This window comes from Sorangium sp. KYC3313 (genome assembly GCF_052075895.1).
GTDB classification, from domain to species: Bacteria; Myxococcota_A; Polyangia; order Polyangiales; family Polyangiaceae; genus Sorangium; species Sorangium cellulosum_B.
Genome location: NZ_CP197255.1, coordinates 3,428,087 through 3,441,489, shown reverse-complemented (window position 1 = coordinate 3,441,489; position 13,403 = coordinate 3,428,087). Strand labels below are relative to the sequence as shown.

At 69.9% G+C, this 13,403-nt stretch carries 10 protein-coding genes; 8 read left to right on the top strand and 2 right to left on the bottom strand.

Going from position 1 to position 13,403, the window contains the following annotated elements; genetic code table 11:
- The first annotated feature begins 172 nt into the window (after window positions 1-172).
- The 6 genes from ACSRUE_RS13420 to ACSRUE_RS13395 all read left to right on the top strand — a co-directional run bounded on the left by ACSRUE_RS13420 (window position 173) and on the right by ACSRUE_RS13395 (window position 8,511).
- Window positions 173-1,867, top strand: a complete 1,695-nt coding sequence (locus ACSRUE_RS13420) for a right-handed parallel beta-helix repeat-containing protein (RefSeq protein ID WP_441291324.1) — start codon at window positions 173-175, stop codon at window positions 1,865-1,867.
- 113 nt (window positions 1,868-1,980) lie between these two features.
- Complete coding sequence (locus ACSRUE_RS13415; protein WP_441291323.1) at window positions 1,981-3,264, top strand: PAS domain-containing protein; 1,284 nt, start codon at window positions 1,981-1,983, stop codon at window positions 3,262-3,264.
- Between the two features lie 202 nt (window positions 3,265-3,466).
- Window positions 3,467-4,540, top strand: coding sequence for a cyclase family protein (locus ACSRUE_RS13410; protein ID WP_441291322.1), 1,074 nt, complete (start codon window positions 3,467-3,469; stop codon window positions 4,538-4,540).
- Window positions 4,541-4,840: 300 nt separating this feature from the next.
- A complete protein-coding gene (locus ACSRUE_RS13405) occupies window positions 4,841-5,248 on the top strand; it encodes a hypothetical protein (protein WP_441291321.1) in 408 nt (135 codons plus the stop codon).
- A 739-nt stretch (window positions 5,249-5,987) separates the two neighbouring features.
- A complete protein-coding gene (locus tag ACSRUE_RS13400; RefSeq protein WP_441291320.1) occupies window positions 5,988-7,313 on the top strand; it encodes a glycosyltransferase in 1,326 nt (441 codons plus the stop codon).
- A gap of 67 nt (window positions 7,314-7,380) precedes the next feature.
- Window positions 7,381-8,511, top strand: a complete 1,131-nt coding sequence (locus ACSRUE_RS13395) for a polysaccharide deacetylase family protein (RefSeq protein WP_441291319.1) — start codon at window positions 7,381-7,383, stop codon at window positions 8,509-8,511.
- Between the two features lie 15 nt (window positions 8,512-8,526).
- Here ACSRUE_RS13395 and ACSRUE_RS13390 read toward each other — a convergent pair whose 3' ends face one another.
- On the bottom strand, window positions 8,527-9,402 hold the full coding sequence (locus ACSRUE_RS13390; RefSeq protein WP_437764534.1) for a helix-turn-helix domain-containing protein: 876 nt from the start codon (window positions 9,400-9,402) through the stop codon (window positions 8,527-8,529).
- Window positions 9,403-9,771: 369 nt separating this feature from the next.
- Between ACSRUE_RS13390 and ACSRUE_RS13385 the strand changes: the two genes are divergently transcribed.
- Window positions 9,772-10,704, top strand: coding sequence for an SGNH/GDSL hydrolase family protein (locus ACSRUE_RS13385; protein WP_441291318.1), 933 nt, complete (start codon window positions 9,772-9,774; stop codon window positions 10,702-10,704).
- Window positions 10,705-10,935: 231 nt separating this feature from the next.
- On the opposite strand, the gene ACSRUE_RS13380 is transcribed toward ACSRUE_RS13385, so the two are convergent.
- Complete coding sequence (locus ACSRUE_RS13380) at window positions 10,936-12,528, bottom strand: FAD-dependent oxidoreductase (protein ID WP_441291317.1); 1,593 nt, start codon at window positions 12,526-12,528, stop codon at window positions 10,936-10,938.
- Between the two features lie 98 nt (window positions 12,529-12,626).
- Between ACSRUE_RS13380 and ACSRUE_RS13375 the strand changes: the two genes are divergently transcribed.
- Entirely contained in the window at window positions 12,627-13,403 is a 777-nt protein-coding gene (locus ACSRUE_RS13375) for a TetR/AcrR family transcriptional regulator C-terminal domain-containing protein (protein WP_441291316.1), read from the top strand.

Sequence of the window (13,403 nt, the reverse complement as noted above, 5' to 3'; positions counted from 1 at the left end):
ACGCCCCGTGTGCTCCGGCGGCGCACCTCTGGCCGATATCGCAGAGACGCTGGACCTGTCAACCCGGAGGTCCTGCAATTTGGGCTTGACGCCTCCAATACGCTTGGGTGTGCTTTCCCCCGGCCTCGGCGGGCTTCAACCTCGACGACCTCGGGCTGGTGCAAGAATGAACGTGCGACTCTTTCTCTCGCTGTCCGCGCTGGGCGCTCCGCTGCTCGTTGCGACGAGCGGGTGGGCCAAGGACTACTACGTGGCCCCGGCGCCCGCCGGCGACGACGCGAACGCCGGCACCGAAGCCGCGCCGTTCGCGTCGATGGCCAAAGCGCAGAGCGTGGCCATGGCCGGCGACGTCTTCTACTTCAAAGGCGGCACGTACACGTACACGGAGGGCACCACCACCTGCTCGAGCGGGACGGCGACCATCAGCGGCGTGGTGCTGAACAAGAGCGGGAGCGCCGGCAACCTGATCAAGTACTGGGCGGCGCCCGGCGAGAAGCCCGTCTTCGATTTCGACGGCATCCGGGATTCTTGCCGTATCAAGGGCATCCTCGTCTCCGGCAATTACATTCACCTCAAGGGACTCGAGATCAAAGGCGTTCGCCAGAACAACAACCTGAACCACGAGTCCTGGGGCGTGTGGAATCAGGGGAGCAACAACATCTTCGAGGCGCTCGACGTCCACCACATCATGGGCGCCGGCATCTTCCTCCAGCGCGGCAGCAACAACCTCGTGCTCAACTGCGACTCGCACGACAACTTCGACGAGCTCACGTCGAACGGCGCGGGCGAGAGCGCGGACGGCTTCGGCTGTCACGTCGGCGCCGGGGAGACCGGCAATGTATTCCGAGGGTGCCGCGCCTGGTGGAACGCGGACGACGGCTACGATTTCATCAACTCCGGCGCCGCCTGCCTCGTCGAGCGCTCGTGGGCCTGGTACAACGGCTACAAGCCGGGGACGCAGACCGGCATCGGCAACGGCAACGGCTTCAAGGGCGGAGGCTACGGCGCCGATCCGGCGAGATTTCCGGCCGAGCCCGCGGCCCACACGGTGCAAAACTGTCTCGCCGCCTTCAACAGGGCGGCAGGGTTCTACGCGAACCACCACCCGGGCACGCTCTACTTCTACAACAACACGTCGTACGGCAATCGCCCCGACTTCAACATGCTCGGGATGGATTCGAACGGGAACGACATCACCGTCGGGGTTTACCGGAACAATCTGGCGTTCGGCGGGACGCTGTTCTCGAACCGCAACGGCGCCGACGACGCGAACAACTCCTGGACGGCGGGGGGTGTCACGGTCTCGGACGCGGACTTTCAAAATCCGTCGGAAATGGGGCTAGGGGCTCCGCGACAGGCGGACGGCAGCTTGCCCGTGCTCACGAATTTCCGCCTCGCGCCGGACAGCGACGCCATCGACAAGGGCGTCGACGTCGGGCTGCCCTACGCAGGCTCCGCTCCGGATTTTGGCTGCTTCGAGACCGGGTTGGCCGAGACCGAGACCGCCGGGGCTTCCGGCGCCGGCGGCGCGGGGAGCGCTGGCTCGGGCGGCGGCGGCACCGCGGATACCGGGTCGGGCGGCGCGAGCGCCAGCGCAGGCGGAGGAGCGGCGAGCGGCGGCGCGAGCAGCAGTGTCGCGGGCGGCGGCGGGGACGCGGGCAGCAGCACGGCGTCCGCTGGTACAGGCAGTCCTGGGGCCGACGCCGGCGGGGATGGCGGCTGCCGCACTGGCGCTCCAGGTCAGCCGACGCGCAGCGCTTCCACGATCATGGCCCTCGCGCTCGCGCTGGCCGTCTCGCCGGCAAGGCGCCTCCGCGATGCGCGCCGCCGGCGGCTGGCGGCCCGGGATACGGCCCTCCCGGCCTGACACCGCAGCTCGCCTGCTGCGGGCTAGGTCTCCTCGCTGCTGGAGCCAGGACACCCGGGAAAATTGTGATCCACCTCAGCCCGAGACTGGGATAACCTCGCCCTGGAAGGCCGATGGACGCGCAGAAGACCGTGGCGCTCGAGGCGGAGCTGGACGCATTGCAGAAGGAAGTGCGGCGCCTGCGCTCCCGCGTCGCCGAGCTGGAGGAGGCCGGCCGCGGCTTCCCGGAGCGCTTGCTCGACGCGCTGCCCAGCCTCGTTTACGTGCTCGATCTCGATGAGGGGCGGTACGTCTACTGGAACCGGGGGCTCGCCGATCTCGTCGGAGAGGGCGGCGGAGCCGCGGCAGGCTCGCCCCGCGGCGACGGCCTGTCCTCGATGGTGCATCCGGACGATATCGGCCGCATCGAGGAGTACCGGGCTCGCGTGGCCGCCTCGGAGAGCGGGGAGCAGGCGACGGTGGAGTACCGCGTGCGCGGTCGCGACGGCGGCTGGCGATGGTTCCTCGAGCAAGGCGTCGCGCTCGGCCGCGATCCGGAGGGACCGGGGCGGCGGATGCTGGGGTCGGCGCACGACATCACCGCGCGCAAGCATACGGAGCAGATGCTCGAGCGGAGCGAGAGCCTGCTCCATGCGTTCCTCGAATACACGCCGTCCATGGTGGTCGCGGTGGACGCCGCGGGCCGGCTCCTCCTCGTGAACCGCGAAATCGAGTCGTTCTACAAGATGAGCCGCGAGGAATTGCTAGGGCGGGTCGTCTACGACCTTCTCCCGGCGCCCGCGGCCGCCTCGATACGAAAGGCCAATGAAGAGGTGGCGGCCGCCGGACGCCCGGGCGCATCCGAGCAGGTGCTCGTCTATCCGAACGGTCCGCGCACCTACCTGTCGACCAAGTTCCCCATCCGCGACGCCGAGGGGGAGATCTACGCGGTCGGGACGATCTCGGTGGACATCAGCCGGACCAAGCAGGCCGAGGCCGAGCGCGCGGAGATGCAGCGGCAGCTCATCGAGATGCACCAGGCGACGATCCAGGAGCTCATCACGCCGCTCCTGCCGCTGGCGCCCGGCGTCGTCGCGATGCCGATCGTCGGGAGCGTCGACCCCGCGCGCGCCGAGCGGATCCTGACGACGTTGCTCGAAGGGATCGCCGACCGACAGGCCAAGATCGCCATCCTCGACATCACCGGGGTGAAGGTCGTCGACGAGCGCGTGGCGCGATCCTTCGTCGACGCGGCCCGCGCCGCGGGATTGCTGGGCACCCGGGTCGTGCTCACCGGGATCAAGCCGCAGATCGCGCAGACGCTCACGACGATGGGCGCCGATCTGAGCGGCATCATCACCAAAGGGACCCTGGAGAGCGGCATCGCCTACGCGCTCGGGCGCCGGCTCCGCTGGTGACCGAGCGCGCTCCCACCGAGAGACCGGGTGTACGCGGGTACGCACAGGGCCTTCACGGCATCGGCGGAGCCCGCGGCGACCTCGGAAGAGCAGGTTTCAGGCGCCCCTGACGGTGTACTCTAGTGATGACATGCGCCCGCGCCCATGACGGGAGCGCGAAGCGCTGTCGGTACAACGTGCGATGTGACCCAGGAGGTTGCCTATGAAGCCTGGAGTGATGCCGTTACGTGGCGCGATCGTGGTGACCATGGCCGTCAGCCTGGTCGCGGGGGCCGCGCTGGCCCGCGGCGTGCCGATGCTGCAGGGGTACGATCCGGTGCCCGGCCCTTCGCCGTGGGGCCCTGACGACGAGGCGGGCGCCTCCAACACGCAGACGCCGGACAAGGTCCTCGAGGGCAAGCGCCTGATCAAGGAGGGCAAGGTCTATCGTCTGGGTCACGTCTACGAGCCGGGGATGCCGACGTTCCCGGGCAACCAGGGGCTCTCCGTGGAGGCCGGGCCGACCGCGGTCATCCAGCAGCAGGTCACGAACTCCGAGGTGATGCACGGCGAGTTCGGCCAGATGGGGACCGAGTTCGACGCGCTGGGCCATTTCGGCTACATCCCGCCCGGGAGCACGGACCCCGCCGACGCGCTCTTCTACAACCAGTTCACTGGCGCCGAGATCCTCACGGAGGACGGGCTCGCGCACCTCGGCGTCGAGAAGGTGAAGCCGCTCGTCACGCGCGGCGTGCTCCTCGACGTCAAGCGCTACGCGAACGGCGGGGAGACGCTCGCGTTCGGCCAGGAGATCACGCTGCCCATGGTGATGAAGACGCTGCGCGCGCAGAAGATGGACGAGCGCGACATCGGCGTCGGCGACGTCGTGCTGATCTTCACGGGCTGGGAGGAGAACTGGGAGCTCGGCACCGAGGGGTATTACACGCAGCCAGGCGTGGGGCTGGCCCAGCCGGGGATCGGGCTCGAGGTCGCGAAGTGGCTCGCATCGAAGGGCATCGCCTGCGTCGGGTCGGACAACTTCGGCATCGAGGTCACCCCGCCGAAGGCTCCGGTGGCGCCGGGGGTGGTCTTCCCGGTGCACCATCACCTGCTGGTGAAGAGCGGAATCTTCATGCACGAGGTGATGGTGCTCTCGGAGCTGGCCGCGGATCTGGCCGCGGAGCTCCAGCAGCGGCCCCACGGCCACAAGAGCCCCTACGAGTTCTTCTACGTCTACAGCCCGCTGCCCCTCCGGGGCGCGTCCGGATCACCGGGCATCCCGCTCGCGATCCGGTGAGCGGATCGGCGCGCCGGCGCCGCGCGGGCCCGCGTCACCCGGAGAAGCGCTGAGGCCCCTGGGCCGTTCCGCCGGCCGAGCGCATCCCTCGCCGCTCCTGTTCAGGATCTGCCACTCCGCGTCAGCGCGATTCACGCGGTGGGGCTCGCCGAGCGGGTTTCCAGTACGTGTCGGAGGCGTCTCTTCCGGCGGCGTCGAAGAGCGAGCCAGGCAGCGTCGGCGAACTCGGCTGCTCCACCCGGGGTGCTCGGCTCGCTCGCTCGCTCCGCTGCTCTGGGTCTGATAGAATGGTCGCTGGCCATGCTCGAGCTCCTCCGCAACGCGCACCACACGGTGATGATCGACCCGGCTGCGCAGCTCGCACGGGTCACGAGGAGCGCCGTGCCGTCCGAGTCTGTCGCGCAGTTCGAGGAGCTGTGGATGGAAGTGAGCCGCGCGCTCGACCGGGTCGACCGCCATCGGCTGTGTCTGCTCATCGATCTGCGCGCCGCGGTGGGGCGGAACGACCCGCAGTTCGAGGCGGCGATGCAGCGGATTCGGCCGCCCGTGATGGGCCGCTTCCGGCGCGTCGCCATCCTCGTGCGGACGACCGCGGGGGCGCTGCAGATCCAGCGCCATTTCCGCGAGGACGGCATCGATCGGATGATCGGCAGCGACGAGGCCCGGCTGCTCGACTACCTCCGCGAAGCACCGGCGCGCAGCCGTTGATGCGGGTCGCTATCGGCGCAGCCCCCCCAGACGCGCGCGGCTGCGCCGTCTGCGATCTGCATCGAGGTGTCCTCCGTCCGGCGATATCCATCGCGGTGTCCCATGTTCCGTGAGGAGGCGATGATCCGAAGTCACCCGCGGCGCCGCCGCAGGGCGAACCGCCGCCAAGCACGCTCCATCCCAGACCGCCCCCCGACCCGCCCTCTACAGTGCTCAGGCGAGCCAGGCGCGGCTCACCTTTCGTGACCGGCCGGCGACGATTTTTGTAACCTGGCGAAAACGAACGACTTTGTAGACCAGCGACCGGGCCGCCCACGCGGGCGCTCGACGGGCTCCTGGGCCGGTGAGAAGTCGCCCTCGCGGGAGGTGACCAGGCGAAGACTGGGACGGATCACCACGCTTGGGCGCCACGGCCCATGTCCTCTTCGAGCTTGTGCAGCCCCCGTACTCCGGTCTTCTCGTTTGTTGTGCGATGTGCTTGTCAGTTCGCGAACTCGACGTATAGTGTATTCGAATCGCGCCCCTGCCGTCCGCAATGTAGTCATGCGGCGTGTTGCAGCGCTCGTGTCGATCTGCCAGGTCGAGGCCCCATCCGTCCCGGTTTCGCTCTTGCGATGCCCTGGACGGTGTGTTCCGTACCGGAGAGCCACGGCGCGGCGGGAGGACGTCGAGGCATTCTAGCGCTCGATGAGCGGTCGAGTCGAGAGATCGACAGTCTACTCGATGGGGGGAGAGGGGTATGGTGGTACGGACCGATTGCGGTATCGAGGCTCGTGATCTCAAGGATCCACGGACCTACCGGCGGCTCGCCATCGCGCACGTGGTGAGCAGCTTCCAGACCGGCGGCGCCGAGCAGGTGGTCGTCGATCTCGCCGCGTCCCAGCGCGCCGCGGGTCATGACGTGCTGGCGGTCGCGATCGCCGAGGATCCCGACGGCCCGCGCGCCGAGCAGCTCCGGCGGCGCGGGGTCGAGGTGCACCTCGTGCCGAAATGCCCGGGGTTCGACGCGGCGCTCACCGCCCGCCTCGCCGCGCTGTTCGCGACGAAGGGCGTCACGCTCGTCCACGCGCACAACCACCTTTCGCTCGTCTACGCGGCGCCCGCCGGATGGCTGCACCGGGTCCCCGTCATCCACACGAAGCACGGCGTGTCCCAGGACATGCAAGGACGGAGCTGGCTGCTCCGCGCCGCGTCCGCGTTCGTCGATGCTCATGTCGCGGTGTCGCAGCCGACCGCCGCGGTCGTCCTCGGCCGGCGCGAGGTCGACCCGCCGAAGCTGCATGTCGTCGTGAACGGCATCGATCTATCTCGGTTCGCGCCGGACCCGGCGGCGAGGGCGCGGGTTCGGGCCGATCTCGCGATTCCACGAGACGCCTGGGTCGTCGGGAGCGTGGGGCGCCTCTCTCCCGTGAAGAACCACGCGCTGCTCGTGCGCGCCGCCGCGACGTCGCTGCCCCGGAACGGACGGGTGCTCCTCGTCGGCGAGGGCGCCGAGCGCGGGCGGCTCGACGCCCTCGCGCGAGAGCTCGGGGTGTCCGAGCGCGTGCTGTTCACAGGGGAGCGCCACGACGTGCCGGCGCTCCTCGCCGCGTTCGACGTGTTCGCGCTGCCGTCCCTCTCCGAGGGCCTGCCGCTCGCGCTCCTCGAGGCGATGACCGCTGGGCTTCCGGTCGTTGCGACCGACGTGGGCGGCGTGTCCACCGTGCTCGTCCACGGGGAGACGGGCTTCCTCGTGCCGTCCGACGAGGTAACGCCGCTCGCCGCGAGGCTCTCGGAGCTCCACGCCAATCCGGCCCGCGCCGCGCAGATGGGCCGGAGCGGCCGGAGGCTCGCGCTCCGGCGCTACTCCGCCATCCAGATGGCCGAGCGCTACATGGAGCTGTACGCGCGGCTGCTCCTGCGGCATTCGCGGCGTGTCGCCGCTGTCCGCCCGAGCACGCTGCTCGCCCGGATCTGGGGCGCGGACCAGACGCCGCGCGCAACCACCGCCGCCCCACACCGCCACGGCGGGCATGCTCTCGGCGATCACCCGTCGTCGCGCTCGCCGGCGCCGCTCGCGAGCTGATCGGGCGGCGGAGCGCCGCCGTCGCCGACCGCTGCTGCTTTCAAACGCTCTCAAGGGGGGACGACTCATGTCGAACGCAACGCGATGGCTCTCCGATCTCCTGGCCACGCCATGGGCGACGCGGCCATTCACACCGATGATGCACGGCCATTCGACCATCATCGTGATGCATCGGCTCGCCGACCCGGATCGCGGGATCGAGGGCCTGGATCCGCGCGCCCTCCGGCGCGCGCTGCAGTTCCTGAGGAGCGAGCGGTATTCGCTCGTGTCGCTCGAGCGGGTGTTCCGAGGCCTCGCGGGCGAGGAGCCGCCCATCGACCGGGCCGTCGCCTTCACGATGGATGACGGCACGATCGACCAGGCGACGGTCGCCGCGCCGATCTTCGCGGAGTTCGATTGCCCGGCCACCATCTTCGTGGTGAGCGGCTATCTGGACGGCCATCTGTGGTGCTGGTGGCACCGCGTGGAGCACGTGTTCGAGACGACGCGGCGCCGCGAGCTCAGCGTGATGCTGGGCGGCCTCCGCCACGTCATCCGCCTGGACGACGGCGTCCCGCGGGCGCTGCTCGCGCGGCGCTTCATGGAGCGCTGCAAGCGCGTGCCCGAGACCGAGAAGCTCCGCGCCATCCAGCGGCTCGCCGCCGCGGCCGAGGTCGATCTCCCGGCGCGCCCTCCCGCGCGGTACGCGCCCATGTCGTGGGATGACGTCCGCGCGTGCGAGGCGCGCGGCATCACGTTCGGTCCGCACACGGTCACCCATCCGGTGCTCTCCAGGACGAGCGACGCGCAATCGAAGCACGAGATCCACGTGTCCTGGGCGCGCCTGCGCGCCGAGGCCAGGCGCCCGGTCCCCATCTTCTGTTATCCGAACGGGCACGAGGGGACGGACTTCGGTCCTCGCGAGTGCGCGACGCTTCGCCGGCTCGGCTTCCTGGGAGCCGTGACCAACTGGCCTGGCGACCATGCGACGGTCAGCGGGTTCCGTAGCTCCGCGGACGCGCCGTTCTCGGTGCCGCGGCTCGACTTCGGCGCGGATCACCGGAGCCTCATCCGCTCGGTGTCGGGCGTCCTGCGGACCAAGCAGCTGCTCCAGCGGCAACTCGCCCTGCGAAGCCCGGTGGCGCCGGTCGATCCGGGCATGATGCTCGATGGCTCTCAGGATGAAGCCGAGGGCCCACCGGCCCCGCTGGTCCAGTGATCGCCGGCCGGGACATCACTTCTTTCGATAGGCGCCCGGCGTCGTCCCCGTGCGGCGCTTGAACGCCGTGGTGAGGTGCCCCTGATTGGAGAAGCCACACTCCAGCGCGATCTCCGCGATGGACAGCCGCTCGTCCTGGAGCATGGTCATCGCCTTCTCGATGCGGCGTGAAATGACGTACTGGTGGGGAGTCTGGTGAAAGGCGCTCTTGAACAAGCGCGAGAAATGGTCCGGCGAGTAGCCGACCAGCCCCGCCAGGTCGACGAGCCCGAAGTTCGAGGAGAGCTCGCTGTCCACGAATCTTTCGATCTGAGTTCGCTGGCTCCTCGAGAGGCTCGCGTTGCGCAGCGAGATCTCCGCCCCTGATCCCGCTCCGTACCGCGCCGATACGTACGAAGCCAGCGCCAGGCAGAGCGACTGCACGTAGACGGCCCCGAAGTACTCCTGCCCCTCCGCCTGCGCCTGCAGGCGATGGACCAGGTCGACGACATGGGCGTCGACCAGACCGAACCGCGGCTCCCGCTCCGGGACCAGCACGGCGGACGGAGACGCACAGAGCGCCACCATGGATGCTTCGGGGAAGTTCACCGACGTGCACACGGAGGGCCGCCCCCGCCACGCGACGCTGTGCAGCCTGGTCCTCCGCGGCAAGAGGTCCATCATTCCCGAGAGCCGCTCGAAGGAATGCTCCCGGACCTCGCCCGAGGTCGGCTCCGCGAAGCGAATGTCGACCTGCGAGGGGCCTCCCGTCCACACCAGAACCGCATCGCTCTCCGCCGAGAGCCCCTCGAGCCGGCCGCTCTCGGGCACGTACCCGATCCGGAGGGGCAGCCCCACCCAGTCCGATCCGGTCAGGGCCGCGCCGTACTTCGCTGAAAACTCCGCGGTCATGCCTGAATCGCCCCGGAGCATCGTCGGCGTCGAGGAACACGGGGGTCAAGCCCCTCGTGCGCCAGGCATGTGAGCGCACACACATCTCTGCGCGCTGGCGCCGGGTGGATGGGATCCCGCGCGTCGGGATCCTGAAAACCTTCGCCGGGAATTTGAACGACCTCGCTGCGAGCGCCACGTACCCTTCCCTTCACTTCCTCGCAAAGGCTGTGCGGGTGGTCAGGCATTGCGCCGAGCTCCCGCCCCCTCTGCTTACAACACAATTTTCTTCGGTCGCTGACCGGGAGCGGGGCTCACATGTCTACCTCGACCTCTTCGCTGCTCGTCCGCCGTGGCGCATTCGGCACCTTTGCCCGTGGGATTCCGCTCGTGGGCCTGCTGTTGGTCGGTTCCATGGCCTGCTCCAGCGCTTCTGATGGGTCGCCCGAAGACTCGGGTGGGTCTGGAGGAGGGGCTTCTTCCTCCGGCGGCCCCCAGACGACGAGCACGGGTGAGGGGTCGGGCGTCTCCTCGAGCACGAGCGGAGCTGGCAGCACGACGACGGCGACCAGCGGCTCGGGCGGTGGGGCTTCTTCCAGCAGCTCGAGCTCGAGCAGCGCCAGCGGGGCTGGAGGCGCAGGAGGGAGCGGCAGCACAGCGGAAGCATCCAGCGGAAGCGGGGGCTCGCCCGATACAGGGTTCCAGCCCTGCCCTGCGACGGGCGCCTGCAAGATCCTGCCCCTCGGGGACTCGATCACCGTCGGTCTCGGCTTCGACGGCGGGTACCGGGTCGAGCTCTTCCACCTTGCCACGCAAGACGGCCACGAGGTCACCTTCACGGGCAGCCAGCCGGGGAACGGCCCCGCGATGGTCGATGGCAAGCCGTTCCCCCGCAATCACGAGGGCATCAGCGGAGAGACGATCCAGCAGATCGCCAATCGTATACCGACCCCGGGGCTCCGGGAGATGCCGCACATCGTGCTGCTCCACGCCGGCACCAACGACATGTATCGAGAGCCGAACGGCGCCGACACCCGCCTGGGCGCGCTCATCGACGAGCTGATCGCCGAGGCGCCCGACGCGCTGATCGTCGTGAGCAACATCATTCCTTTCCCGATGGGCGCAGGCGCGGTCAACACGTACAACGCCAAGATCCCCGCGCTGGTCGAGGCGCGCGCCAGCAAGGGCGCGCACGTCCTCTTCGTCGATCAGTTCAAGGATTTCCCCACGTCCGAGCTCGGCGACGGGGTCCATCCCAACAAGGCCGGCTACGCCCGGATGGCGGGCCGCTGGTACGACGCGATCTCCGACTACCTGAGGTGAGCCGGACCGGGATTGGAGGCGAGCGTCCCCCAGGCCAGCTCGACGATCCCTCGACGCGCCGGCCACGGCGCCTCGGACCGGGCCGACCACCCACCTGATCTTGCCGCACTCCTGAGCCGCGCAGTCGCCTCCGGGCATGACGGGGCGGAGCACCGAGGTCATCACCCGGTGGCCGGCCCGCTTCGCCGCTGATTTCGCCAGCTCGTCCGGCGAGCGCGCTCAGGCGACCACCTAACTGAGGACGTCGCGCTCGCCGGTGCGGCGCGCGGCGGACGACACCCGCCCGAGGGCATCGGCGAGCGCGCCAGCCGGATCCGCCGGCAGGTCGGGCGAGCGCCAGGCCACGTAGCCGTCCGGGCGGACCAGCGACGCTCCCCCGGCACCGAGGCCAAACGCCCTAGAGAACGCTCCTTCATCGGATGGCAGCACCTCCGCGCCGATGCGGATGCATTCGAGCTCGATGCCCAGCTGCTCACCGACCTGCGCTGCGGCCGCGCACCACCGCGCGTCCTCGGTGAGCAGCACCCAGCGTCGCTGGAACAGATCGAGCGTCGACAGCCGCTCGCCGCCCCTCACCACCCACGCGTGCGGCGCGCGCGTGCCGGGCTGACCCGCCCATTGCTCGGGCCGCAACGCCGGCGGGAGCCCGTCGCCGGCGCCGAGCACCGCCGTCGATCGGTAGAGCTGCCCGAGCTCCATGGCGTCGTCGTCGAGGATCGGCGCGCCTCCGGCGGTCCCGCCCGCATGCGCCTTGTAGTCTTCGCGGGCGAAGATCTGGTGGTGCCGGAGCCACGCGATCGGGCGCCGCTCGGCGTCGTACGTGTCGAGCAGATCCGGCGCCGACGCGCCGGAGAGGACCGCGGAGAGCTTCCACGCAAGGTTGTGGGCGTCCTCGATACCGGTGTTCGCGCCGTAACCGCCCCGGTTGGGCGGCAGCGTGTGCGCGGCATCCCCGGCGAGGAACACCCTGCCGGACATGAATCGATCGGCGACGAGGGCGCTGATCTCCCAGCGCCCGGTGGTGACGATCTCGATCTCCAGGTCAGCCCTGCCGATCGCCCTGGAGATCAGCGCTCTCAACGTCGCCGCGTCGCGCTCCTCGTCATCCCAGAAGATCAGCACCCAGCGGCCATCGCCGTAGGTGGTGAGGAATGCGCTGAAGCCCGGCTGCTCGATCGCGAACTGCGTGACCCCCGTTCGAAGGTACTCCTCGAGCGGAGCCCGGAAGAGGACGCTGCGCACCGTCCGGATGTGCCCTCTCCCGGCGCGGCCGATCCCGAGCGCCTCGCGGATCGCGCTGCGGTGGCCGTCCGCCGCCACCAGGTAGGAAGCGCGCAGCGCGACCTCTCGCCCGTCGCGCTCACGCAGCCAGGCGGTCACGCCGCCTGGGTCCTGCTCGAAGCGGGTCAGCTCGGTCTCGAGCCTCACGTCGGCGCCGAGCTCGACCGCCCTGTCTCGAAGCCTGGGCTCGAGACGATCCTGGGCGATCGCGGCGCCCGCGCACGGCGAGCGCTCGATCGCGGGCGCCCCCTGCTCCCCGGGCGTCCACGGGACCTCCTCGAACCACGCCCCGGCCAGGCTCTCGACCCGAGCCCGGCGCAGCCGGAAGCCGGGCGGCACCTGCGGGATGTGCTGGCCCAGCCCGACCGCGCGATAGAGCTCCAGCGTCCTCGGCGTGTAGCCGATCGCGCGTGGATGCGGCGAGCTGCCAGCGTGCCGTTCGACCAGCACCGCGCGCACACCTCGCCAGGCCAGGAACACCGCGGCCGACAGGCCAACCAGGCTGCCCCCGACCACGAGCACCGGCGTCGATTCTAGTTCCATGAAAACCGTCCTTTTATACAGTGTATCACTACGATACAGTGTATCGTTCAGGATTTGTTGTCAACCGGGGTCCGATGCGGAAAAGGACAAGACGAGCGATGACCGCACGGCAGAAGAAACCGCACGCGACCGACGCCTCCCTCATCTGGGAGCGCCCGGAGCCGGCGCTCCGTCCCGCTCCCGGGCCGCTGAGCAGAGAGCGGATCGTGCGCGCGGCCATCGCGCTCGCCGACGCGGAAGGCCTCGCCGCGGTGTCCCTGCGCAAGATCGGGGCCTCGCTCGACGCCGGCCCGATGCGCCTCTACGGCTACCTGGACACCAAGGAGGAGCTGCTCGAGCTCATGGTGGACGCGGTGTACGGGGAGATGGCGTCCGCGGGGCCGATCCCCGGCGGCTGGCGCGAGGCCCTCCGGACGATCGCCCACCGTACCCGTCGGGTCGCCACGGAGCACGGGTGGTTCATCGATCTGCTGGGCGGCCGTCCCCATCTGGGCCCGAACGCCCTCGCGCACCTCGAGGCCTCGCTCGCCGCGCTGAGCGGCGCTCCGGGCTTCGAGGACATCGACGCCGTGATGATGGCGGTCAGGACCGTCAACGCCTACGTGATCGGCGCCATCCGCGCCGAGGCCAACGAGCTGCGCGCCGAGGTCGCGAGCGGCATGGATCAGACCGAATGGCAGCGGGCGTCGGAGGCGTACATCCGCCGGATGATCGCCACCGGCCGCTTCCCGACGCTCGCCAAGGTGGTCAAGGACGCCACCCACCCGCCGGCCGACGCCTCATTCGACAGGGGTCTCGACTGCGTGCTCGACGGCATCGCAGCGCGCCTCTCCTGCGGAGCCGCGGCAGGAAAAGGCCCCCGCGAGCGCCGGTAG